The organism is Aliidongia dinghuensis (assembly GCF_014643535.1).
GTDB lineage: Bacteria > Pseudomonadota > Alphaproteobacteria > ATCC43930 > CGMCC-115725 > Aliidongia > Aliidongia dinghuensis.
This window is the reverse complement of sequence record NZ_BMJQ01000019.1, coordinates 102,639-124,560: the sequence shown is the minus strand read 5'-3', so window position 1 is coordinate 124,560 and position 21,922 is coordinate 102,639. Positions and strand designations below refer to the sequence as shown.

Below are 21,922 nucleotides of genomic sequence, written 5' to 3'. Positions count from 1 at the left end.
AGCCTCGAACGCCTCGACGAAGCTGGATCTCGAGGAAATGACGATCGATTTCATCGATGTCGCACAAAATTCCGAGCAAGGCCTAAAATACGTTGTAATCACGTTAAAACTTAGAATTCACAAATTTTATGTGGATGGAGCTATGCGAGATTTACATTTTATGAGTGAATGAGCGGGGCTTAGCGTTCCGCCCCATTGAAGATGTGCGGTGCTGCGGGGGCAGGCTGCTTTGATGGAGCGCTAAGCGGATGCGGATCGGCGAACACGCGGCCAGGTGGTCGCTCTGTGCCCTGGCCTGGCTGGCGGCCCTGTCCCTGTTGGATGCGTCCCTATCGCAGGCGCGGGCCGACGCGACGCTCGACAAGGTCAAGACGCGCGGCGTGATCGTCGCCGGCGTGATCCTGTCCGGTCCGCCCTACGGCTTCATCGATCCCTCAACGCATCAGCAGGTCGGATTCAATCTCGATCTGGCAGAGGAGATCGCCCATCAGCTGGGCGTGAAGCTTGAGACCGTCACGGTGACGCCGCCCAACCGCGTGCCGTTCCTGCAGCAGGGCAAAGTCGATTTTCTGCTGGCGAACATGCAATGGACCGAGGAGCGGGCCGAGATCCTGACCTTTGTGCCGACCCCCTACGAACAGAGCGGCGGTGCCGCGGTCGTGCGCAAGGCGAGCGGTATCAAGAGCTGGGCCGACCTCAAGGGCAAGCCGGTCTGCGTGTCCCAGGGCAGCAACTATACGGCACCGTTGGCCGAGACCTACGGCGCCCTGCCGAAGGGCTATCCGAGCCAGTCGGAATCGCTCCTGGCCCTCAAGGGCGGCAATTGCGTCGCCGCCGTCCATACCGGCGCCACCGTCAAGCTGATGGTCGCCGACCATCCGGACGAGTGGAAGGATTACGAGGTCCCGTTCGACGATGAGCTCATCCCGTCCGATTCGGTCATCTGGCTGCGCAAGGGCGAAACCGACACGGCGGCACGGCTCGACGGCATCATGAAGGACCTCTACCGCAGCGGCTGGCTGGTCGAGACGGCGCGCAAGAACAAGCTTGCTGTCAGCTCCTACGTGCTGGCGCTGGAGGCCAAGCTCAAGGCGGCGCCGTGATGTCCTCGGGCGTCGTCCGATGATCGAGGCGCTCATCAAGAGCTTCGTCGCGGCTGCCCGAAGCCTGGGATTCAATTTCTCGTTCCTCGCCAGCGCCTACGAGCGCGGCATGTGGCTCGACGGCATCCGGACGACGCTCGAGCTCGCGGCCGTGACGATTCCCGCGAGCCTCGCGGCCGGGCTCGTCCTGGTCCTGGCGCTGCGCTCGCCATGGTACTGGCTTGCCGGCCCAAGCCGCGCCTTCATCGAGCTGACCCGTTCGACGCCGACGCTCGTCCAGCTCGATTGCGCGTTCCTGGCCCTCAACATGCTGGTGAGCGCCGCACTGGGCGGTGCCGAGCATAATCCGCTGACGCCCTTCTTCTGGTGCGTGCTGGTGATAGCGCTTCATATCGGCGCCTTTCATGCGGAGGCGCTGCGCGCCGGTGTCGAGGCAGTGCCCGAGCCGACCCGGGAGGCGGCGAGGGCGCTGGGGTTCGGCCGGGCCCAGGTCCTGTGGCGCATCGAGCTGCCGATCGCGTTCCGCGTGGCGCTGCCGGCGCTTGTCAACAATCTGGTCAACCTGATCAAGCTGACCGCGATCGGCTCGGCCATCGCCGTCGGCGATATCACCTACGCCTCGATCATGATCTGGACGCAGCACGACAATGTAGTCGAGCTGATGCTGTTCATCCTGCTCCTGTTCGGCGCGCTTAATTTCATCGTGTCGCGCGCCGGCCGCTGGCTCGAGGCGCGCGTCAGGATCCCCGGCCATGGCGTTTGAAGAGGCGGGCGCGCTGCCGCGCCCCCGCCGCCTGCCCACCGGGAGGCTCGCGGTCGTCGCGGGCGTTGTGCTCGCCGCGAGTGCCGCATGGGTGGCCGGGCTGGAGATGCCGGCGCTGCTTAGCCTCATGCTGCAATGGCTGCCGCACCTGGCCATGGGCTTCGCGCTCAACGTGGCGATCAGCCTCGGCGCCGTTGGCCTCGGCACCGCGGCGGGCACGGCGCTCGCACTGATGGAGCTCTCGTCCTGGGTGGCGCTGCGGCTGCCGGCCGAGGGCTTCGTGACGGTGTTCCGCAACGCGCCGATCCTGGTCGTGCTGTTCGCGACCACCTACGTCTTTCCGTTCGAGATCAGCCTCGGCCCCTGGCACATCGCCTTTCCGGATTGGGCGAAGGCGATGATCGGCCTGGCGCTGCCGGCGGCGTCCCAGGTGGCGGAGCTGCTGCGCGGTGCCATCCAGTCGATCCCGTCAGCGCAGTGGGATGCGGCGGCGTCGCTCGCCTTCACCCGGTCCCAGAGTTTCCGCTGGATCATCCTGCCGCAATGCGCGAAGCGCGCGCTGCCGCCCTGGATGAACCTCTATTCGACCATCGCCATGGCGACCACGCTCGCCTCGCTGGTCGGCGTGCACGACCTGCTCGAGGCCGCGACCGAGGCGACGACGGCGGTCCAGCGCATGGATTTCACCGTTGCGGTCTATCTCGCCGTGCTTGGCTGGTTCTTCGTCTATTGCTACCCGATCGCGCGCTTCGTCCGCTGGCTCGAACGCCGGCTGGACCGTCGCTGACCGGCCGTAAGGGAACCCATCGCCCATGTCGCAAGCCGCCGCCGTCGACGCGCCGCTCGTCAGCCTCGAGGACGTGCACCTGTCCTACGGTGCCCACAAGATCCTGAATGGCATCACGCTCGACGTGCGCCGCGGCGCGGTCGTGTCGATCATCGGGCCGTCCGGCTCGGGCAAATCGACGATCCTCAGGACAATCAATGGTTTGGCCGTGCCGGAGCGCGGCCGGATCTTCGTCGGCGAAACCGCGGTGCACGGCTTGAAGACGGAGGCGGAGCGGGTGGCGCTCAGGAAGCGCATCGGCTTCGTGTTCCAGCAGTACAACCTGTTCCCGCATCTTTCCGTGCTCGACAACATCACGATCGCGCCGGTCCGGATCCTGGGCGAGCGGAAGGCCGACGCCGAGGCACGAGCCCGCGCGCTCATCGACCGTGTGCGGCTCACCGGCAAGGAACACGCCTATCCGGGCCAGCTTTCGGGCGGCCAGCAGCAGCGCGTCGCCATCGCCCGGGCGCTCGCCATGCGGCCGGAGCTCGTGCTGTTCGATGAGGTGACGTCGGCGCTCGATCCGGAAACGGTGGGCGAGGTGCTGGCGGTCATCCGGGATCTGGTCAAGGACGGCCTGACCTGTATCCTCGTCACCCACGAGATGCGTTTCGCGGAGGAGGTGAGTCACGAGATCGTCTTCACCGAGCATGGCGAAATCGTCGAGCGCGGCTCGGCACGCTCGATCTTCCACAACCCTGCCAGCCCGCGCACCCGCGCCTTTATCAAAGGGCTGGGCATCAAGGAGCTGGACGCCGGCGCGATGCCGGCACCAGCCGTCGCGAACGAAAGCACCCCGCCCATGACCCTCACTGCCCGCTTGGCGCGGCTCATTGCGACTGCCGATCCGACTGCCTCGGTCGAGGCGACCGAGGCAGCGCGCGACGCCGTGCTCGACTTCCTCGCCTGCGCCTTCCCCGGCGCCTGCGATGCCGGCACGGCAACCGTCTGGCGCACCTTCGCGCCGCTGGCGGGCCAGGGCGAGGCCGCGCTGATCGGCCGGCCGGAGCGCGTCGACGCCGCGACGGCGGCGCTGGTCAACGGCCATGCCGGCCACGCGCTCGACTATGACGACGTACACGCGAGCGTGCGCGGGCACCCCAGCACGGTGATCCTGCCGGCGCTGCTGGCGATCGTCCCCCGGACGAACGCCAGTGCCACCGACTTCCTCGCGGCCTATCTGGTCGGGCTCGAAACCATGGCGCGGCTGGGCCTGGCGCTCGGCAGCCGGCACTACGAGTTGGGATTCCACAGCACGGCGACGCTCGGCACCATCGCCGCGGCCGCGGCGGCCGCCCGGCTGCTCGGCCTGGGCGAGCAGCGCATCGCCGTGGCGCTGGGCTTGGCAGCGACCCAGTCGGCCGGCCTGCGCGCCCAATTCGGCACAGATGCGAAGCCGCTCCACGCCGGGCTCGCGGCGCGCGCCGGCCTGACCGCAGCACTTTTGGCCGAAGCCGGGCTCGCCGGGACCGCCGGCATCCTCGACGGGCCGATCGATTTCCTGTCCGTGTTCGGCGCCGGTGCCGAGGCGCCGGAACGGGCAGTCGCCGATTGGGGCGCGCCGTGGCAGATCCTGAAACCGGGCCTCATCTTCAAGGAATTCGCCTGCTGCACGGCGACCCATTGCGCGGCCGAGGCGACACTCGACCTCCTGGCCGAGGCGCCGATCGACGTGCCGGCGATCGAGCGGATCACCGTGACCTTCCCGCCGGGCGGCGACGCGGCACTGACCGTGCGCGAGCCCACGACCGGCGTCGATGGCCGGTTCAGCGTCGAGTATGTCGTGGCCTCGGCCCTCATTGACGGCAAGCTCGGCGTCGAGACCTTTGACGACCAGCCTGTCCGCCCCGATGTCCAGGCGCTTCTTGCGCGGGTCGAGCGCCGGCACGACGAGACGGCGCCGCGCATGTCGAACGATCCCGCGACCCGCTTCAGCGTGGTCGAGATCGATCTCACCGACGGCACGCGCCGCGTGCGTCGGGTCGCCTCGATCCGGGGCGCGCAGGACCTGCGGGCCAAGTTCCGCGATGCGGTTGGCGGCGATCCGGCACTCGAGCGGCTGCCCGACCTGGTGCGGACCATGCGGTCAACGGACGATCTCCGGACGTTGATCTCCCTGCTGAACACCGTGCCTTCCCTCTGAGAAAGCGAAGCGATCCATGACCGAACCCAAGCGGCAAATGCATCTCGGCGTCTTCGTCCAGGCGGCCGGGCACCACGTGGCCGGCTGGCGGCTGCCGGACGCCGAAGCCGGCAGCGAGAATCTCGATCTCATTAAGCGCATCGCCGCGACGGCCGAGCGCGGCAAGTTCGACCTGTTCTTCCTGGCCGACGGGCTCACCACGGGGAAGGACGCGCACCCTTCGATGGTCGCCCGGTTCGAGCCGATGACGCTGCTCGCGGCCCTCGCCATGAGCACCAGCCGCATCGGCCTCGCCGCGACCGTGTCGACAACCTATGGCGAGCCGTTCCATGTCGCGCGCGCCTTCTCCTCGCTCGACCATCTGAGCCAGGGCCGGGCCGGCTGGAACGTGGTCACGACTTCCTATGCCCGGTCGGCGGCGAACTTCTCGCGCGGCGCCCATCCGGAGCACGACGAGCGCTATGCCATCGCCCGCGAGTTCGTCGAGATCGCCAAGGGACTGTGGGACAGCTGGGAGGACGGCGCCTTCGTCATGGACAAGTCGACCGGCGCCTATTTCGACCCGAGCAAGCTCCATCTGCTCGAGCACGAGGGCAAGTATTTCTCGGTCAAGGGCCCGCTCAACAGCTCGCGCCCGCCGCAGGGCCATCCGATCATCATCCAGGCCGGCTCGTCCGATCCCGGCCAGGAGCTCGCGGCCGAGACCGCCGACGTGGTGTTCACGGCCCAGGCGGACCTCGAGGAGGCGAAGGCGTTCTACGACGGGCTCAAGGCGCGCCTGCCACGCTATGGCCGGCGGTCGGACCAGCTTCATGTCATGCCGGGCGTGTTCCCGGTCATCGGCCGGACCGAGCAGGAGGCGCTCGACAAGCTCAAGCTGCTGCAGAGCTGGGCCGATCCGGCAGCCTCGCTGGCACTCGTCTCGGAACGGCTCGGCCACGATATCTCGGGCTATCCGATGGACGGGCCGGTGCCCGAGCTGCCCCTGTCGGACCAGCTCCGGAGCCGGTCGAAGCTGCTGGCGGATCTGGCGCGGCGCGAAAACCTGACCTTGGGCGAGCTGGTCGCGATCGTGGCGAGCGCGCGCGGCCATTGGATGGTGCGCGGCACGCCCGAGCGGATTGCCGACCAGCTCGAGGCCTGGTTCGTCGGCGGTGCCGCCGACGGCTTCAACATCATGCCGCCCTATTTCCCGGGCGGGCTCGACGATTTCGTCGACCTGGTCGTGCCGATCCTGCAGGAACGCGGGCTGTTCCGCACCGACTACACGGGCTCGACGCTGCGCGACCATCTGGGGCTGACGCGGCCGGAGAATCGGCACGTGCGATCGCATGGGTAGGGGTGACGCCGTAGAGCGGGCAGAAAACCACGTTTAGGAGACAAATCGGGAATGCGCGCCGATGCGGCCGGCGCCGCCCGGCAGCTCCGGACAGAACCGCGTTCGGGTGCCGGGCCTGCAACAAGTCGGCCCAGCGGCATTGTTGACGGCATTGCCCTTCCTTCAGCACCTTGAGTGGTGCTGTCCTGACGTTCGTCGTTCGGGGGACCATGGCGGCTTCGCGCCCATCATGGTCGCTTAGCCGCAGCAGCACTCTTCGCGAAAGCGGCCGTTCCGCTTCCAGCTCCGAGTTTGCGAACGCCGAGCGTCACGAGGCTTGTTCTTCCCCCGTCGCCCTGATCGTCGAGCAGAAGGTCGCCCCATGGCGTCAAAATCATGGAGCCCGGATCGGTCAGATTGAGCCGGGTCAGCAACCATTTTGCCGCTGGGATTTGACGGCTGCGTTAAGTTCGGGCGAGAAGCCGGGAAGATGACCAAAAATGAATGTTGGCCGGCGACCGGTCAGGCCCTCATTTCAGCGCGATCGCGACGAGCTTGCGGCTCGCTGGCAGGTATTCATTCGACTCTTCGCTCACGAACCGGACGTCTCGGAACCCCGCGGCCAGGCACATGGCCCGAAGCTCCGGCGGCGTGTAGCAGCGGCAGGAGAATCGCGACCGATGGATGGTCCCATCCTTGACGACGACGCGCTCCACGCCCCAGCGGCCAGCTTCGAGATCGGGGACCGGTTTGTGGATGACAAGGCTCTCGCCCCGATCCACGAGGCTCGGATGGTTCTCGGCCGCCAGCACATGGGTATTGTATTGGTCCAACAGCAGAAAGCCGCCCTTCTTGAGCGCGCCGCATGCCGCTTTCAGGATTTTCGCGTGGTTGCGGTCGTCGCCGTAGCCGAACGAGAAGAACCACATGATGGCGGCATCGAAGCCGCTCAGGCCGACGAGCCGGACCATGTCTCCGATCCGATAGTCGATCGACAGGCCGTCCCGCTCGGCCCGGCTGCGCGCCTTCTCGATCATCGCTGGCACGAGGTCGATGCCCGTGACGACCGCGCCGGCCAGCGCAAGCTCATGAGCAATGCGGCCGTACCCGCAACCGAGGTCGAGGATTCTGGTGCCGAGCCCGACCTGAAGCATGCGGCTGATATAGGCGACTTCCGCCTGGGTCTTCTCCGCCGGCGTCATGATGTCGGACAGCAGGACATAGTCGTCGTTGTAGTAATCCGGCAGCGCCGCGAGTTCGATCAAATCCTGTGCCCCAAAGCATTCACCCCTGGCCGCCTGCAAGCGGTGCTGGAGTATGCCCCATGACACATTGCCGCAGTGTGACCGGCGGATTGGCGATCGGTAATGTGACGCCGGTTGCGTCAAGCCGCTTGCGGCTTCGCCGTGCCGACCCGGCCGGCCAACCCGATCGGCGCTAGCATCACCAGCAGCGCCAATGGAAACTGCAGGACGAGGCCGGCGATGATCGCGACCGCGGAGGGGTTGCTGTATGGCCGAACCCTCATCAAACCTGAGCGCAAGCGACATGAGCGTCAGGATTGCCGCGAGGGTCGTCATGGCGATCGGGCGCAGCTAGGGTGACCCGCATCGAGGGGGGATGACACTGGCGGAGTCCGCGAGCGGCGCGGATCTCAAATTCCGCAGCCCGGTCGTGAACCGCACCGCGCAGCGCCTGCCCATTGAGCTCGCGACCTCGGTCCGGAGCACGTTCCGTCGCCTCGCGGGGCTCGCGCTATGCGGGGCCTTTCGCTCGATCACGACGGGCTGGCACTGGCCAGGCTGGTCGATCGCCTCCACGCCCATGAGCGGGATCTTCCCGTCCGCCAGTAGCATCGCCCCTCGCTCAACGGCGGCGACGTCCCGATACCCATGGCCGGCCAGATCGGCACGCTAGGCCCCGTCGAGCAGCGCATGCTGCTCCAGCGCTCTCTCGCGATTGCCGCGCCGCGCTCGTCAGAATGTCGATGATCCATCACATGCCCAGGGTCCGCACCGTAGATCGCCGGAACAAAGGTCGTGGTCGGAATTTCGGCCTGGCCCTCAGTTGGGGCCGGCTCGAGTGTCTCATAAGGCGCCCATCAGACCTTAAACCGCAAGCCACGACAATCTTGAGAGAAAACCGAGACTGGGGCACAATTTTCAACCCAGCTGCGCGGCTACGCCACGCTCGGCCGCGTCGCTCCGTGGGACCTTTCGCGTCGGAGGGTCGTGTCGATGGATCAGGGGTTCTTCCTTCTGTTCGCAGCGGCCTCCGTGATCACGGCGCTGACCGTGGTCCTGGCGCGGAATCCGGTCCACAGCGCATTGGCGCTGATGGCGTGTTTCCTGCCGATCTCGGGAATCTTCGTCCTGCTCGAGGCGCCGTTCCTCGCGGTCATCCAGATCTTCGTCTATGTCGGCGCGATCATGGTCTTGTTCCTATTCGTGATCATGATGATCGACGTGCGCGAAGCGGTGTTTCAGCGGTTCTTGCCGGGCGGTAACCTGCCGGCTCTGGTGCTGCTCGTCCTGCTAGGGGGCGAGATGCTTGTGCTGGTGCTCTCGAGCGACCGCTTTTCGGTCACGGAACCCGTTGCCACGCGCACCGCCGGCGACATCAGGCAGCTCAGCACGACGCTGTTCGCCGACTATCTTCTGCCGTTTGAAGTCGCCTCCGTCATTCTGCTGGCGGCCCTGGTCGGCGCCATCGTGCTGGCACGGAAGGAGCCTAAGTGATGGTACCGCTCTGGTGGCAGATCGTGCTCGGAGCGGTCCTATTCGTGATCGGAGCGGCGGGTGTGCTGCTCAGGCGCAACATCCTGGTCGTGCTGATGTCGCTGGAGCTACTGCTCAACTCGGTCAACATCAATTTCATCGCTTTCGGGCGTTACTACGACGACCTGCGCGGACAGATCTTCGCGATCTTCGTCATCGCGATCACCGCGGCGGAAGTTGCCATCGCCCTCGGTATCCTGGTCGCCCTCGTGAGGAACAAATCCACCCTCAAGGTCGACGACGTGACCCTGATGAAAGGATAGCGAATTGGACCCGGTGATGTCGATCCGGCCCCTGCTCGCTGTCGCGGTAGCTGGTCTGGCGGCCGTCGCGGTTCTGCTTCTGAACCATCGCGAGACGCTTCGCGATGTGGTCTCGCCGTTGGCGGCTCTTGCCACGTTCGCAATTGTCGCCTCGATGGCGCCCACAGTGTTGGCCGGCGGGACGGTCGATTTGCGCCTGTTCGAGATTCTGCCGGGGATCGATTTCGCGTTTCGGGCCGATGCGCTCGGCATGGTGTTTGCCACCGTCTCGTCGCTGCTGTGGGTCGTGGCGGCGATCTATTCGATCGGCTACATGCGGCATCTGAAGGAGCACGCGCAGACCCGGTTCTTTGCCTGCTTCGCCACCAGCATTGCGGCGGCCATCGGGGGCGCCTTCGCCGCCAATCTGTTCACGCTGGTAATCTTCTACGAGATGCTCAGCCTCGTGACATATCCGCTCGTCTACCACCACGAGGACGAAGAGGGATGGAGGGGCAGCCGCAAGTACCTCGTCTATCTGATGGGCGCGTCGAAAAGCGTGCTGCTCGCGGCGCTGGCGCTGACCTACCAGCTCGCGGGCTCGCTCGACTTTGTGGCGGGAGGCCTGCTGGCGCGGGTCGATGCCCCGGCGGCGCTGCTGACGGTTGTCTATTTCTGCTATCTCTTCGGCTTCGCCAAGGCCGCGGTGATGCCGATGCACGCCTGGCTCCCTGCCGCAATGGTGGCGCCGACACCGGTCAGCGCGCTCTTGCATGCGGTGGCCGTGGTCAAGATGGGCGTGTTCTGCGTGCTGCGGGTGGTGTTCCATGTCTTCGGCACCGGGCTGGTGCACGGACTGGGGCTCGGCATTGCTACGGCCTATCTGGTCTCGTTCACGATCCTGATGGCGTCCGTCTACGCGCTGACACGGGACGACCTGAAGGCGAGGCTCGCCTATTCGACGGTCAGCCAGCTCTCCTACATCGTGCTTGGCGCGGTTCTGTCATCGCCGGTCGCGATGGCCGGCGGGATCATCCACATTGCGGCGCACGCCTTCTCCAAGATCACGCTGTTTTTTTGCGCCGGGTCGATCTTTTGCGCATCGGGCAAGCGGAACATCGGCGACATGGCCGGCATCGGCCGCAGGCTGCCCTGGACGATGGGGGCGTTCTTCGTCGCCTCGCTCAGCATGATCGGAATGCCGCCGACCGCGGGCTTCGTCAGCAAGTGGTATCTGGCGCTGGGCTCGGTCGAGGCCGGGGAGACCGCGTTCACGATCGTGCTCTTGGTGAGTTCAGTCCTGAACGCCGCCTATTTCCTGCCGGTGAGCTATGTCGCCTTTTTCGGGGCGCAGCCCTCCGAGAACCCTACGCCCGAGAACTCTACGCCCGAGAACTCTAAGCCCGTCCGGGAAAATCCGATGATGACCATCCCGTTGGTCGCGACCGCCATCCTGTCGGTGTTGATGGGCGTCTTTCCCGACTATTTCCTCACTCTGGCGTACGGAGTGATCAGATGATCAAACGCGTCGTCTATTTCTTTGGTGAAGGGAAACATGCTAGGCGACGGCGCCAGCTGTTCTATCTGGCGCTCGTTCTGATCGTCATTGCAGACTTTCTGGTGTTTCGCGAGCCCGCCGAATATTTGTGGGACCGCCTGCCGGGCTGGTCGGCCGTCTATGGTTTCGGCTCCTGCGTGCTGCTGATCTTCGTGTCCAAGTTCCTCGGCCATCAGGCTGGCCTGATGCGGCGCGAGGACTATTATGACTGACTTCATCCATCCCGCCCTGCTGTTCATTCTTGGCGCCCTGCCGATCCCCTTCCTGAAGGGATCGGCCCGCACGGCTTATCTGCTGCTGATCCCGGCACTGACGATCCTGGCCGTGCTCACCATGCAGCCGGGCAGCTACGGTGCTGCGCGGTTCATCGGGCAGGACATCCTGATTGCGAAGGTCGACAAGCTGGCCATCGTTTTCGCCATCGTCTTCACCATCATGGCGCTGATCGGCACGGTCTACGCGCTGCACCTGACGGACGCCGGCCAGCATGTGGCAGCGTTCGTCTATGTCGGCTGCGCGCTCGGCGTGGTGTTCGCCGGCGACTACCTGACCCTGTACCTGTTCTGGGAAGGCATGGCGTTCGCTTCTGCCTATCTGGTCTTCGCCCAGCGCGGCAGGCAGGCGATCCGCGCCGGGTTCCGCTATCTCATGGTCCATGTCACCGGCGGCGTCGTCCTGCTCGGCGGGGTCATCCTCCACGGGCTCGCGACCGGTTCGCTGCTCTTCGGCCCGATCGAGGGGAGCGCCGGCGTCGGCGGCTACCTGATCCTTGCCGGGTTCATGCTCAACGCCGCCGTGCCGCCACTCAACGCCTGGCTGACCGACGCCTATCCGGAGGCGACCGTCACCGGGGCGGTGTTCATGAGCGCCTTCACCACCAAGACCGCCGTCTATGTGCTGGCGCGGGCCTTTCCGGGGACCGAGCTGCTGGTCTGGTTCGGGACCGTGATGGCGCTTTACGGCGTCGTCTACGCCGTGCTGGAGAACGATTGCCGGCGGCTTTTGGCCTATCACATCGTGAGCCAGGTCGGCTACATGGTGGCGGGCGTCGGCATCGGCACCGAGATGGCGGTGAACGGCGCGGCCAGCCATGCCTTCGCACACATCCTTTACAAGGCGCTCCTCTTCATGGGGGCGGGGGCGGTGATCCATGTCACCGGGCGGCGCAAGCTCACCGAGCTCGGCGGGCTCTACCGGACCATGCCATGGACTGTGGCGCTCTACATGGTCGGCGCCTTCGCGATCTCGGCATTTCCGTTCTTCTCGGGCTTCGTCACGAAATCGATGGTGATAGCGGCCGCCGCACAGGATCACCGCGCGCTCGTGGTTCTGGCGCTGACGATGGCATCGTCGGGAACGTTCCTGCACACCGGGCTCAAGCTCCCGTACTACATGTTCTTCGGCACGGACAGGGGACTCGTGGCGCGGGAGCCGCCCCGCAACATGCTGGTCGCGATGGGCATGGCGGCGGCGCTCTGCATCGCGATCGGGCTGTTCCCCCAGCGGCTTTACGCGCTTCTGCCTTATCCGGTCGACTTCGAACCCTACACCGGCGTCCATGTCGTCGAGAGCCTCGGCGTGCTCATGTTCACCGCCTTGGGGTTCGTGCTGTTCCTTAGGTCGCTCGATCCGGAGAACACGATCAGCATCGACACCGACTGGTTTTACCGCAAGGGAGCGCGGCAGTTCATGTGGCTCGCCGAAAAGCCGCTTGCGAGCTACGAGAAGGCGGTGAGCGACGTGTCCGAGACGGCGGCGCTGCCCTTCCTGCACCGGACGGCGCGGGCCGGACTGTGGGTCGATCTCAACGGTGTGGATGCCGTCGTGAACGGCGTCGCCCGTGCGACCCTGCGCGGCGGCCGGGCGCTCCGGCAGCTCCAGACCGGCGTCGTGACCCACTACGCGCTGGCGATGATGGCGGGTGTGATCGCGGCTACCGCCGTGTTCGCCGTGGTGTGGCGTTAAGGGGGTGGCGTCGCTTCCTCTGCTCAGCCTCATCGTGTTCCTGCCCGCTGCCGGGGCAGCGGTCCTGATGCTTCTCCGCAGCGACGACGCGGTGCGGTGGACGGCCCTTGGCGTCACCGTCCTCGACTTTGCTCTCTGCCTCGCGATGCTGGCCGGCTTTGACACCACGACCCACGAGTTGCAGTTCACCGAGGCGCGTCCGTGGGTGCCCGCGCTCGGCATCACTTACGCGCTTGGCGTCGATGGAATTAGCGCGCTTTTCGTGTTCCTGACCGGGCTCTTGGGCTGGATCTGCGTGCTCGCCTCGTGGGTCGCGATCGATCGCAAGGTGAAGGAATTCATGATCAGTCTGCTGGCCATGCAGGCGCTGATGCTGGGCGTGTTCTGCGCGCTCAACCTGTTCCTGTTCTACGTCTGCTGGGAGGCGATGCTGATCCCGATGTACGTGATCATCGGCGTCTGGGGTGGCGACGGCCGGGTCTATGCGGCGTTCAAGTTCTTCCTCTACACGCTGGTGGGCAGCCTCCTGTTCCTCATCGGCATCATCGTGCTCTACTTGCACGGCGGGACCTTCGATATCCTCGTCCTGACCCAGCAGCATCTGCCGTTCCGGGTTCAGTCCTGGCTGTTCTTCGCCTTCCTGATCGCCTTCGCCGTCAAGGTGCCGATGGTCCCGGTCCACACCTGGCTGCCGGACGCTCATGTGCAGGCACCGACCGCGGGCAGCATCATCCTCGCCGCCGTGCTCCTGAAGATGGGCGCCTACGGGTTCCTGCGGTTCTCGCTGCCGATGCTCCCGGCGGCATCGGCGCACTATTCGACGCTGATGCTGACCCTTTCGGCGCTTGCGATCGTCTATGGCGGGCTGCTGGCCCTGGCGCAGGACGATCTGAAGAAGCTGGTGGCCTATTCCAGCATCAGCCACATGGGCTTGGTGACGCTGGGGATTTTCGCGCTGAACCGCCGCGGGCTCGAGGGCGGCATCCTGCAGATGTTCAATCATGGCGTCACCACGGGCGCCTTGTTCCTGTTCGTGGGCCTGATCTACGAGCGGACCCATACCCGGAGCATTGCGGATTATGGCGGGCTGATGAAGGCGGCGCCGGTCTATACGACGTTTCTGGCGCTGTTCACCCTGTCGTCGATGGCGCTGCCGGGAACGAATTCGTTCGTGGGCGAATTGCTGGTGCTCACGGGCGGGTTTGCGGCCAACCTGGCCGTCGGCGCGGCCGCCGTTCTGGGGGCATTGCTGGGTGCCGCCTATTTGCTTGGCATGTATAGGAAAGTGGCACTCGGTCCAGCGAGCGTCAGTGCGCGGTTCAAGATCCGCGACGTGAATGCCCGCGAACTGGCGGCGATCCTGCCGCTCGCCGTCTTGGTGCTCTGGGTCGGGCTCTATCCGAAACCCTTTCTCGGCATCATCGATGCCTCGGTGAAGCATCTGCTGGCGCAGGTCTATGCTGAGGGGCGCGGCCAATGACCCCCGCTGCGCTGTCCCAGTCGATCCTCGCCAGCCTGCCGGAGATCGTGGTGGTCGGCGGAGCCTGTATCCTGCTGATCCTGGGACAGTTTGTCCGCAAGGGGCAGGGAGCTCTCCTTGTCTGCGGTTCCGTCGCGATCGTGCTGATTGCCGCCTTGGCGACACTCATGCTGGCGGGCGAGGGGCGGCCAGCCTACGCGGGCATGTTCATCGCCGACCGCTTCGCCGTCTTCTTCAAGGTGCTGTTCTACTTGACCACCGTTCTGACATTCCTTCTTTCGCGGAAATATGCCGAGATCGAAGAGATCGAGAGCAGCGAATACTATGTCCTGCTGCTGTTCGCCCTTTCGGGAATGATGATCATGGCCTCGGCCACCGATCTCATCTCGATCTATGTCGGCCTCGAGCTGATGGTGCTCTGCACCTATGTGTTGACCGGCTTCCTGCGGCGGGAACGGCGGTCGAACGAGGCGGCGCTGAAATATGTGATCCTTGGCGCGGTCTCGACCGGGATCTTCCTTTACGGCGCCTCGTTGGTCTACGGGCTCACCGGCACGACGCAGCTGGACGGGATGGCGGCGGCGGCGACCGGCGATCGGCTCGATCCCGGATTGCTGCTGGCGGTGGTCTTCATCGTCGCAGGGCTGGTCTTCAAGGTCGGCGCGGTGCCGTTCCATATGTGGGTGCCGGACGTCTACGAAGGCGCGCCGACGACGATCACCGCGTTCATGTCGGTGGGCCCCAAGGCGGCGGGCTTCGCGGTGATCTTGCGGGTGTTTCTCAACCCGCTGGTGGCTGCTTCGCACGCCTGGGTGATCGTCGCGGTCATTGCTGTGGTGACCATGGCGCTCGGCAGTTTCGTGGCGCTGGTGCAGGACAATTTCAAGCGCCTCTTGGCTTATTCCAGCATCGCCCATGCCGGGTTCGCCTTGTTCGGCGTGGTGGCCGGCAGTGCGGACGGCATCTCCGGCGTGATGCTCTACCTGCTGATCTACACGTTCATGAACCTCGGCATCTTTGGCATCGTCATCATGATGCGGAACGGCGATTTCTCGGGCGAGGTCATCGAGGACTACGCAGGTTTCGCCAAGTCGCACCGCGCGCTGGCGCTCCTGATGCTGCTCTATCTGTTCTCGCTGGCCGGCATCCCGCCGACGGCCGGCTTCTTCGCCAAGTTCTATGTGCTGGTGGCACTCGTCGAACGGGGGTTCGTCACGCTGGCGGTGATCGCGGTGCTACTGAGCGCCGTCGCCGCCTACTTCTACATCCGCATCGTCATGGTGATCTACATGCGCGAACCCGACGGCGCGTTCGACCCGGTGCTGACGCCCGCGGTCCGCGCCACGCTCGCGCTCACTGCCGCCGCCACCATCGGCATCGGCCTGTTTCCGGCGTGGTTTCTGAAGCTTGCACACCTCTCCGCGATGGCGGCTGGCCGGTAGTGTCTCAGTTTGAAATTTTTCGAGAGCTGGCCAGGAGGTAGGTGCCAGATCCGAGGCAAGCGAGATCCGCAACGGCCATCAGGATCAATTCGGTTCGTGTGTCTGGAGAAATGCCAACAGTGTACATGTGCCGCGCCCAGAGGAAATACAGCAAGAGCAGGGCGCTAATCGGGACAATGCCGATGAAAAGCAACGAGGCTCCGATCAGGCGTCTCATTTCATTGCCTCCTTCCGGTAAGTCCTCGGCCTCTTCACGGGCTCGGCCCGCGCATCGATCAGCGCAACGATATCTTCCATCGACCATAGCCGATCGCTGACACCGGCCGCCATCGCGGGCGACACCCGCAGCGACTTGTGGATGCGGCAGAAGTTGTAGAAGGCGAAGTAGAGCGCTAGCGCGTGAATATGGTTGTCGAGCTTCTTCGAGAACGCATTGGTCAGCCGCGTGAACCGGCGCATCGACATCCGCATGGTGAGGTTCTGGCGCTCGACATAGCTGGTAGAGACGTGCGCCAGATCCGGCTCGCCTTCCACCCGATGCTTCTTCGCACCCAAGCATTCGGCGGGGCTATAGCGGCCCTTGAACGACTGCGGGACCTCGCCGTACAGCTTCACAAGCTGGGCGTAGTCCACGTCGCCACCGAACGCGCCCTCGACCGCTTCCAAATAGGCCCGGTGGCCGTCCGTGGTGAGTTGGACGCGATTGCGTAGACGGCCGCAAAGATCGTCCATGAGCGCGATGGCCGACTGCCCCGAGCGATCCCCGACGAAGTACGAGACGATCAACTTGGTATCGGCATCAAGCGCGGTCCAAGTCCACACGTCTCCCGCGCCATCGGTCGCGGCCTTGGCGGTCGGCAGGGTCCGCTCCTTGGCGTAGCAGAACGACCAGATCTCATCGCACTGCATGCGGCTCGCCTTCACGTCGCGCACCGTCTCGTCATGCAGCGGCAAGCATGCCTCGCCAGCTTCCACGAGGATCTTGCTCGCCGTGTTGATGGACACGTCCACCACGCGGGAGATCGACCGCATGGACGAGCCTTCGCACAGCATGGCAAGGATTTGGGTGCGCTTGGCGAGAGAGAGCTTGTTCATGCCCATTATAATATGAACTTTTATGCTTAGCATCAATCATCTACTCAACGCATGAGCCGCTCCAGTCAACGCCTTGGTTGATTTGGTCAACGCCTGTGGTACAAATCAGCAGCCCACTTCCCTCGCAGGAAAGCACGATGAAGCGTCCAACCACGGCCGATGAATGGTTTTCCTTGAGATTCGAAATCTTGAGCCTTTTCGATGGTGCGCCGATTGATGAAGAGGATTTGTTCGCAGGACGATCGAAAGAGGTTGATAAAATACTTACGACCGTCCTTGAGAAATCAAAGCATGTTGTATTATTTGGCGAGCGCGGTGTTGGAAAGACATCTCTTTCAAATATCTTCTGGAAGAGATTTAGCAAGACTCTCAAAAGTTTTATTGTGGCGCGTGTGCAGGCCGGGCCTCATGACACATTTTCATCTTTATGGATTCGGGCGCTTGAGGAATTGAAAGCAACGGGGGAGGCTTCTGGAAAGGCTCAATATGTGGCTTTTGAAACAAATTTCGAATCTGTAACGCCATCACAGATTCGAAGGGAGTTGCAGAAGATAGGTGCGAATGCTTTGCCGATTATTATTATCGATGAATACAACGAAATTCGAGACGAAGACGCAAAAACGCTCACGGCAAATTTGATTAAGGAGTTTTATGACTTCGCCGTAACAACTACGGTGATACTGGTAGGCGTTGCCGAGAATATAGGAGAACTTATAGAAGATCACAAATCTGTTTATAGAGCGATAAATCAAATACCTTTGAGTAGAATGTCGGATTCCGAATTAAAAGAGATAATACAAAAAAGGACAAATAGAACGATAATGCAATTTTCTGCGGACGCCATTTGGACAATCATAACTCTGTCTCGCGGCCTGCCGTTCTTCACTCAGACATTATCAAAGCATGCTGCGCTAAATGCTATAGATAACAGGCGGACGACGGTCACAAACAATGATGTTGAATCATCGATGGATAAATTTATCGAAGATACGGAAATTTCTTTTCGAGATGCTTACAGAACAGCAACCAGAAGCAACCAGGACAATTTCTTCCAGCAGTCTCTATTGGCGTGCGCACTGGCAAGAACTGATGACGAAGGATTTTTCACGGCCAATGACGTAGTCGAGCCATATAGTGCAATAATGAAAGAGAGAAAAAGAATAGCTCATTTCGAAAAGCATCTTCGCAGATTTTCATCTGATGAGGGCGGAAATGTACTTATAAAAAGAGGCGGAGACCGCCAGCAGACTTTTAGATTTGCCGACCCTATGATGCAGCCATATGTTATTATTCGAGGCATACAAAGCAAAATGATAGATGACGCGGCTCGCGCTACTCTTCTTCAGAAAGAACAGGGGACGCTTTCCATCTAGTTTTTGCTGCCTTTTGGGCGATCTCCGTGCGTTTTTCTGGCGTAAGCTTCGCGACCCTGGCGGCGCCACCTTTCTTGCCGAGCGCCTTCGCTGCCGGGTCTTTCCCGTCATCGATCTCGGTCGGTTCTTCGATCTCGCCCGTGGCAATCTTGGCGACCATGATGGCGGCGCCAATCACGTCGCCGGGGCGCTTCTGGCCGTTCGGTCCTTTAGGCATTCGTCAGGCTCTCGATTTCGCGGGCACATAGCGACCCTGTTCATCAATCGAGGATGCCTCGACCTCCTCCTCGCTTTCAGGGATGATCGTGGCGCGCAGAAGACGAGCCCCTTCGGCCGTTCGCTTATGCGCCGCCTTCACCTCATGCTGCGTTTTGGAATCCTTGACCAGAACGTCGTAGACCTCCGCCATCGGCCGACCTCCATGCTTTCCGCTAAGCATATAGGGATTGCGAGCGCCTGGCGACAGGTCGGTCAAGGCCGGCAAATTTCAAACTGAGACACTACCGGCTGGCCGATTGGCTTTGCAATGATCCGGCCGACCGAATATCCTTTACGGTGCAAGAAAGGAATGCCCAAGGCGCTTCCCGCGGGCGTGCATCACCGATCTCTGAGGGATCGGGTCACGGCCTGAGCAAAGCCCGCGGTAGGTGACCGGGGCAATTGCGACATGACTGGAATGGAGTTCCTGCCGGTTCTTCTTATGGTCGCCGGAATTGTTCTGGTGGCGGCCGTGACGCTGCTTGTCTCCTCAGTACTGCGCCCGTCGAATCCCTATCCCGCGAAGAACATGCCCTATGAATGCGGCATGGACCCGGCGGGCGAGGCCGCCGGGGGGCGCTTCAGGGTGAAGTTCTTCATCCTCGCGATCCTGTTGGTGGTCTTCGACGTCGAGACGATGTTTCTCTTTCCCTGGGCCGTCGTCATGAAGGAGATCGGGCTCATCGGCTATATCGAGATGTTCGTCTTCATGCTGCTGCTGCTGGTGGGCTTCGCCTACGCCTGGCTGAAGGGGGCGCTGGAATGGGAAGCATGAACAACCCATTCCGCGAGAGCGTGCTGTTCACCACGGCCGACAGCGTGATCAGCTGGAGCCGCAGATCGGCGCTGTGGCCCGAGACCTTCGGCATTGCCTGCTGCGCGATCGAGATGATCTCGGCCGGGTGCGCGCGCTATGATCTCGACCGGTTCGGCGTGGTGTTCCGGCCTTCACCCCGCCAGTCCGACGTGATGATCATCGCCGGCACCGTGACGCGGAAATTCGCGCCCGTGGTGCGGCGGCTCTATGACCAGATGCCGGAGCCGCGCTGGGTCATCGCGATGGGTACCTGCGCGATCTCGGGCGGCGTCTACAATACCTATGCCGTCGTGCAGGGGGCGGAGACCTTCGTGCCGGTAGACGTGCATGTGCCCGGCTGCCCGCCGCGGCCCGAGGCGCTGATGCACGGTTTCCTTCTGCTTCAGGAGAAAATCAGGAAATCCCGGGCGCTGGCCGGGACGCCCCTCGGCCGGGTCGTGGCGTCATGAGCGTCAAGACACCCCTCAACCGTGCCCTGATCGCGGAGCGTTTCGGGGATGCAATCGAGGATCTTGGCTTCGCGCATGGGGTGCATGCCTTCGCGGCACCGCCCGAACTGATCGTCGAGCTTTGCCGGTTCCTGAAGGAGCACCCGGCGCTGCGGCTCAACTTCCTGTCCGACATCTGCGGCGTCGATCATTACCCCGAGGCGCCGCGCTACGAGGCGGTGTACCACCTCTATTCGCTGCCGAACAAATGGCGCGTTCGGATCAAGTGCCGCCTCGGCGATCCGCCGCGGCTCCCGTCGGTGACGGGGGTTTGGCGCACCGCCAACTGGCACGAGCGCGAGGCCTGGGACATGTACGGCATCAGGTTCGAGGGCCACCCCGACCTGCGCCGGATCTACATGTGGGAAGGGTTCGAGGGCTTCCCGCAGCGCAAGGATTTTCCGCTCCGGGGCTACAAGGACGCGCTGAACCCGTTTGGCGCGGAAGGCCCGCCGCCGACGCAGCCCGACCTCGCCACCAGGAACATTCCACAAGGAGGCCGTTTCCCGCCGGGGACTTGAGATGACTGAAGTCACGGAGCTGACCAGGCCGGACGGCGAAGTACCCGATAGAAGGGAGGTGCTTCTCAACCTCGGCCCGCAACATCCCAGCACGCACGGGGTGCTGCGGCTCGTCCTGGAGCTGGACGGCGAAGTTGTCGCGCGCGTGGACCCGCATATCGGCTACCTCCACCGCGGCACCGAAAAACTGGCCGAGAGCTTCACTTACACCCAGATCTTTCCGCTCACCGACCGGCTCGACTACCTCTGCCCGCCGTCGAACAACCTGGCTTTCGCACTGGCGGTGGAGAAGCTCCTCGGCATCGAAGCGCCGATCCGCGCGCAATATATCCGCGTGCTCATGGCCGAACTGGCGCGGATCTCCGGTCATCTCCTGATCACCGGCGCGCTGCCGATGGACCTCGGCGCCATGACCGCGCTGCTTTACGCCATGCGCGAGCGTGAAATGATCATGGACCTGCTGGAGATGATCAGCGGGGCGCGGATGCACACCTCCTTCTGCCGGGTCGGCGGTGTGCGCGAGGACCTGCCCGACGGGTTCGTCCCCAAGGTCAGAGAGTTCTGCGACATCTTCCCGCACCGGATCCGCGACTATGAACGGCTGATCGAGAACAACCGGGTGTTCCTGAAGCGCACGCAGGGGATCGGCGTGATTTCCGCCGAGGACGGCATCGATCTTGGCCTCAGTGGCCCGAACCTGCGGGCTTCGGGCGTGGATTGGGACATCCGCCGCGACGAGCCCTATGAAATCTACGACCGGCTCGCGTTCAATGTCATTACCCGCGAAGAGGGCGATTGCTACGCGCGGTGGCGCTGCCGGGTCGAGGAGATGCGCGAGAGCGTCCGGATCATCGAACAATGCCTCGACCAGATGCCCGATGGCCCGTTCCAGATCGACATGCCGACAATCGCTTTCCCGGTGGACAAGGAGAGGGTGCACTGCTCGATGGAGGCGCTGATCCAGCATTTCGACTTGTCGGCCTATGGCTTCAAGGTGCCGAAGGGCGAGGTCTATTCGGCGATCGAGGCGCCAAAGGGCGAGCTCGGGTTCTACATCGTCAGCGACGGGTCCGAAAAACCGTTCCGCATGAAGGTGCGGGCACCCTCGTTCGTCAACCTTCAGGGACTGTTCGGCGTCAGCAACGCGCGCTACCTGGCGGACATGATCGCCGTGCTGGGCAGCCTCGACCCTGTGATGGCGGAGGTGGACAAGTAGCCGGGGATTTGGATGCGATGAACATGCGCGAAAAGATCGAGGCGGCCGCAGCGCGGTATCCCGACCAGCGCTCGGCGATCATGCCGGCACTTCTGATCGCGCAGAAGGAATATGGCTATCTGCCCGGCCCGGTGTTGGAAGAGGTCGCCGACATCCTCGGTGTCGAGCGGATCTGGGTCTACGAGTTGGCCACCTTCTACACCCTCTTCCATACCGCGCCCGTGGGTCGGTTCCACCTGCAACTCTGCGACAACGTCTCCTGCATGCTGCGCCGATCCGAAGACCTGCTCGGGCATCTGGAGGCGGTGCTGGGGATCGAGAGGGGCGGCACGACCCCGGACGGGCTGTTCACGCTTTCGACCGTCGAATGCCTCGGGGCTTGCGAGATGGCCCCGGTGATGCAGGTCGGCGACGACTATCTCGGCAACCTCGACATCGCGCGCATCGACGCGCTGTTGGACAGGCTGCGCGCAGCGGCGGAGCAAGCGACGGACGCGGATCTTGCCGCCGCCGGATCGGCGGGAAAGTAGCGCC

The 21,922-nt window shown here is 63.6% G+C and carries 23 protein-coding genes; 18 read left to right on the top strand and 5 right to left on the bottom strand.

The features are described from left to right. Nucleotides 1-248 precede the first annotated feature (248 nt). The 5 genes from IEY58_RS28690 to IEY58_RS28665 are packed head-to-tail and all read left to right on the top strand — an operon-like array spanning nt 249 to nt 6,177. The gene (locus IEY58_RS28690; RefSeq protein WP_189051590.1) at nt 249-1,103 is read left to right on the top strand and encodes a transporter substrate-binding domain-containing protein; all 855 of its coding nucleotides are present in this window, start codon (nt 249-251) and stop codon (nt 1,101-1,103) included. Nucleotides 1,104-1,122: 19 nt separating this feature from the next. Then, on the top strand, nt 1,123-1,866 hold the full coding sequence (locus IEY58_RS28685; RefSeq protein ID WP_189051589.1) for an amino acid ABC transporter permease: 744 nt from the start codon (nt 1,123-1,125) through the stop codon (nt 1,864-1,866). Then, the gene (locus IEY58_RS28680; protein WP_189051588.1) at nt 1,856-2,653 is read left to right on the top strand and encodes an amino acid ABC transporter permease; all 798 of its coding nucleotides are present in this window, start codon (nt 1,856-1,858) and stop codon (nt 2,651-2,653) included. Before IEY58_RS28685 ends, IEY58_RS28680 begins: the two co-directional genes overlap by 11 nt. Before the next feature lie 25 nt (nt 2,654-2,678). Next, nucleotides 2,679-4,838 carry an MmgE/PrpD family protein gene (locus IEY58_RS34905; RefSeq protein WP_308422456.1) on the top strand — a complete coding sequence of 720 codons (2,160 nt, stop codon included), beginning with the start codon at nt 2,679-2,681 and terminating at the stop codon, nt 4,836-4,838. Nucleotides 4,839-4,854: 16 nt separating this feature from the next. Beyond that, on the top strand, nt 4,855-6,177 hold the full coding sequence (locus IEY58_RS28665) for an LLM class flavin-dependent oxidoreductase (RefSeq protein WP_189051587.1): 1,323 nt from the start codon (nt 4,855-4,857) through the stop codon (nt 6,175-6,177). Between the two features lie 509 nt (nt 6,178-6,686). Here IEY58_RS28665 and IEY58_RS28660 read toward each other — a convergent pair. Further along, the gene (locus IEY58_RS28660; protein WP_189051586.1) at nt 6,687-7,736 is read right to left on the bottom strand and encodes a class I SAM-dependent methyltransferase; all 1,050 of its coding nucleotides are present in this window, start codon (nt 7,734-7,736) and stop codon (nt 6,687-6,689) included. 657 nt (nt 7,737-8,393) lie between these two features. On the opposite strand from IEY58_RS28660, the gene IEY58_RS28655 reads away from it, so the two are divergent. From IEY58_RS28655 to IEY58_RS28625, 7 genes are read left to right on the top strand one after another with little or no spacing between them, the layout of a single operon-like run. After that, entirely contained in the window at nt 8,394-8,894 is a 501-nt protein-coding gene (locus IEY58_RS28655) for an NADH-quinone oxidoreductase subunit J family protein (protein ID WP_189051585.1), read from the top strand. Next, complete coding sequence (nuoK, locus tag IEY58_RS28650) at nt 8,894-9,196, top strand: NADH-quinone oxidoreductase subunit NuoK (protein ID WP_189051584.1); 303 nt, start codon at nt 8,894-8,896, stop codon at nt 9,194-9,196. The genes IEY58_RS28655 and nuoK overlap by 1 nt, the downstream gene beginning before the upstream one ends. A 16-nt stretch (nt 9,197-9,212) precedes the next feature. Continuing rightward, entirely contained in the window at nt 9,213-10,694 is a 1,482-nt protein-coding gene (locus IEY58_RS28645; protein ID WP_229744022.1) for a monovalent cation/H+ antiporter subunit D family protein, read from the top strand. Next, nucleotides 10,691-10,945, top strand: coding sequence for a hypothetical protein (locus IEY58_RS28640; protein WP_189051582.1), 255 nt, complete (start codon nt 10,691-10,693; stop codon nt 10,943-10,945). The genes IEY58_RS28645 and IEY58_RS28640 overlap by 4 nt, the downstream gene beginning before the upstream one ends. After that, nucleotides 10,938-12,698, top strand: coding sequence for a Na(+)/H(+) antiporter subunit D (locus IEY58_RS28635; RefSeq protein ID WP_189051581.1), 1,761 nt, complete (start codon nt 10,938-10,940; stop codon nt 12,696-12,698). Before IEY58_RS28640 ends, IEY58_RS28635 begins: the two co-directional genes overlap by 8 nt. Before the next feature lie 4 nt (nt 12,699-12,702). Beyond that, nucleotides 12,703-14,178: an NADH-quinone oxidoreductase subunit M gene (locus tag IEY58_RS28630; RefSeq protein WP_189051580.1), complete on the top strand. Its 1,476-nt coding sequence runs from the start codon at nt 12,703-12,705 to the stop codon at nt 14,176-14,178. Beyond that, a complete protein-coding gene (locus tag IEY58_RS28625) occupies nt 14,175-15,620 on the top strand; it encodes an NADH-quinone oxidoreductase subunit N (protein ID WP_189051579.1) in 1,446 nt (481 codons plus the stop codon). The genes IEY58_RS28630 and IEY58_RS28625 overlap by 4 nt, the downstream gene beginning before the upstream one ends. A gap of 4 nt (nt 15,621-15,624) precedes the next feature. On the opposite strand, the gene IEY58_RS28620 is transcribed toward IEY58_RS28625, so the two are convergent. Then, entirely contained in the window at nt 15,625-15,837 is a 213-nt protein-coding gene (locus IEY58_RS28620) for a hypothetical protein (protein WP_189051578.1), read from the bottom strand. Further along, the gene (locus IEY58_RS28615) at nt 15,834-16,715 is read right to left on the bottom strand and encodes a helix-turn-helix domain-containing protein (protein ID WP_189051610.1); all 882 of its coding nucleotides are present in this window, start codon (nt 16,713-16,715) and stop codon (nt 15,834-15,836) included. The genes IEY58_RS28620 and IEY58_RS28615 overlap by 4 nt, the downstream gene beginning before the upstream one ends. A gap of 137 nt (nt 16,716-16,852) precedes the next feature. On the opposite strand from IEY58_RS28615, the gene IEY58_RS28610 reads away from it, so the two are divergent. Further along, nucleotides 16,853-18,088: an nSTAND1 domain-containing NTPase gene (locus IEY58_RS28610; protein WP_189051577.1), complete on the top strand. Its 1,236-nt coding sequence runs from the start codon at nt 16,853-16,855 to the stop codon at nt 18,086-18,088. Here IEY58_RS28610 and IEY58_RS28605 read toward each other — a convergent pair. Then, nucleotides 18,048-18,305, bottom strand: coding sequence for an RNA-binding protein (locus IEY58_RS28605; RefSeq protein ID WP_189051576.1), 258 nt, complete (start codon nt 18,303-18,305; stop codon nt 18,048-18,050). The genes IEY58_RS28610 and IEY58_RS28605 overlap by 41 nt on opposite strands. A 3-nt stretch (nt 18,306-18,308) precedes the next feature. Further along, nucleotides 18,309-18,497, bottom strand: coding sequence for a hypothetical protein (locus tag IEY58_RS28600; RefSeq protein ID WP_189051575.1), 189 nt, complete (start codon nt 18,495-18,497; stop codon nt 18,309-18,311). Nucleotides 18,498-18,764: 267 nt separating this feature from the next. Between IEY58_RS28600 and IEY58_RS28595 the strand changes: the two genes are divergently transcribed. The 5 genes from IEY58_RS28595 to nuoE are packed head-to-tail and all read left to right on the top strand — an operon-like array spanning nt 18,765 to nt 21,918. After that, on the top strand, nt 18,765-19,121 hold the full coding sequence (locus IEY58_RS28595; RefSeq protein ID WP_229744021.1) for an NADH-quinone oxidoreductase subunit A: 357 nt from the start codon (nt 18,765-18,767) through the stop codon (nt 19,119-19,121). After that, nucleotides 19,118-19,612, top strand: coding sequence for a NuoB/complex I 20 kDa subunit family protein (locus IEY58_RS28590; RefSeq protein ID WP_229744020.1), 495 nt, complete (start codon nt 19,118-19,120; stop codon nt 19,610-19,612). Before IEY58_RS28595 ends, IEY58_RS28590 begins: the two co-directional genes overlap by 4 nt. After that, complete coding sequence (locus IEY58_RS28585) at nt 19,609-20,172, top strand: NADH-quinone oxidoreductase subunit C (RefSeq protein WP_189051572.1); 564 nt, start codon at nt 19,609-19,611, stop codon at nt 20,170-20,172. The genes IEY58_RS28590 and IEY58_RS28585 overlap by 4 nt, the downstream gene beginning before the upstream one ends. A gap of 1 nt (nt 20,173) precedes the next feature. Further along, nucleotides 20,174-21,388, top strand: coding sequence for an NADH dehydrogenase (quinone) subunit D (gene nuoD / locus IEY58_RS28580; protein WP_189051571.1), 1,215 nt, complete (start codon nt 20,174-20,176; stop codon nt 21,386-21,388). A gap of 23 nt (nt 21,389-21,411) precedes the next feature. Then, nucleotides 21,412-21,918, top strand: a complete 507-nt coding sequence (gene nuoE, locus IEY58_RS28575) for an NADH-quinone oxidoreductase subunit NuoE (protein WP_229744019.1) — start codon at nt 21,412-21,414, stop codon at nt 21,916-21,918. Nucleotides 21,919-21,922: the final 4 nt, after the last annotated feature.

Excerpts from the sequence above, each read along its gene's own strand:
- IEY58_RS28690 (WP_189051590.1), top strand. The coding sequence starts at position 249 with ATGCGGATCGGCGAACACGCGGCCAGGTGGTCGCTCTGTGCCCTGGCC.
- IEY58_RS28685 (WP_189051589.1), top strand. The coding sequence starts at position 1,123 with ATGATCGAGGCGCTCATCAAGAGCTTCGTCGCGGCTGCCCGAAGCCTG.
- IEY58_RS28680 (WP_189051588.1), top strand. The coding sequence starts at position 1,856 with ATGGCGTTTGAAGAGGCGGGCGCGCTGCCGCGCCCCCGCCGCCTGCCC.
- IEY58_RS34905 (WP_308422456.1), top strand. The coding sequence starts at position 2,679 with ATGTCGCAAGCCGCCGCCGTCGACGCGCCGCTCGTCAGCCTCGAGGAC.
- IEY58_RS28665 (WP_189051587.1), top strand. The coding sequence starts at position 4,855 with ATGACCGAACCCAAGCGGCAAATGCATCTCGGCGTCTTCGTCCAGGCG.
- IEY58_RS28660 (WP_189051586.1), bottom strand. The coding sequence starts at position 7,736 with ATGACGACCCTCGCGGCAATCCTGACGCTCATGTCGCTTGCGCTCAGG.
- IEY58_RS28655 (WP_189051585.1), top strand. The coding sequence starts at position 8,394 with ATGGATCAGGGGTTCTTCCTTCTGTTCGCAGCGGCCTCCGTGATCACG.
- nuoK (WP_189051584.1), top strand. The coding sequence starts at position 8,894 with ATGGTACCGCTCTGGTGGCAGATCGTGCTCGGAGCGGTCCTATTCGTG.
- IEY58_RS28645 (WP_229744022.1), top strand. The coding sequence starts at position 9,213 with ATGTCGATCCGGCCCCTGCTCGCTGTCGCGGTAGCTGGTCTGGCGGCC.
- IEY58_RS28640 (WP_189051582.1), top strand. The coding sequence starts at position 10,691 with ATGATCAAACGCGTCGTCTATTTCTTTGGTGAAGGGAAACATGCTAGG.
- IEY58_RS28635 (WP_189051581.1), top strand. The coding sequence starts at position 10,938 with ATGACTGACTTCATCCATCCCGCCCTGCTGTTCATTCTTGGCGCCCTG.
- IEY58_RS28625 (WP_189051579.1), top strand. The coding sequence starts at position 14,175 with ATGACCCCCGCTGCGCTGTCCCAGTCGATCCTCGCCAGCCTGCCGGAG.
- IEY58_RS28620 (WP_189051578.1), bottom strand. The coding sequence starts at position 15,837 with ATGAGACGCCTGATCGGAGCCTCGTTGCTTTTCATCGGCATTGTCCCG.
- IEY58_RS28615 (WP_189051610.1), bottom strand. The coding sequence starts at position 16,715 with ATGAACAAGCTCTCTCTCGCCAAGCGCACCCAAATCCTTGCCATGCTG.
- IEY58_RS28610 (WP_189051577.1), top strand. The coding sequence starts at position 16,853 with ATGAAGCGTCCAACCACGGCCGATGAATGGTTTTCCTTGAGATTCGAA.
- IEY58_RS28605 (WP_189051576.1), bottom strand. The coding sequence starts at position 18,305 with ATGCCTAAAGGACCGAACGGCCAGAAGCGCCCCGGCGACGTGATTGGC.
- IEY58_RS28600 (WP_189051575.1), bottom strand. The coding sequence starts at position 18,497 with ATGGCGGAGGTCTACGACGTTCTGGTCAAGGATTCCAAAACGCAGCAT.
- IEY58_RS28595 (WP_229744021.1), top strand. The coding sequence starts at position 18,765 with ATGGAGTTCCTGCCGGTTCTTCTTATGGTCGCCGGAATTGTTCTGGTG.
- IEY58_RS28590 (WP_229744020.1), top strand. The coding sequence starts at position 19,118 with ATGAACAACCCATTCCGCGAGAGCGTGCTGTTCACCACGGCCGACAGC.
- IEY58_RS28585 (WP_189051572.1), top strand. The coding sequence starts at position 19,609 with ATGAGCGTCAAGACACCCCTCAACCGTGCCCTGATCGCGGAGCGTTTC.
- nuoD (WP_189051571.1), top strand. The coding sequence starts at position 20,174 with ATGACTGAAGTCACGGAGCTGACCAGGCCGGACGGCGAAGTACCCGAT.
- nuoE (WP_229744019.1), top strand. The coding sequence starts at position 21,412 with ATGCGCGAAAAGATCGAGGCGGCCGCAGCGCGGTATCCCGACCAGCGC.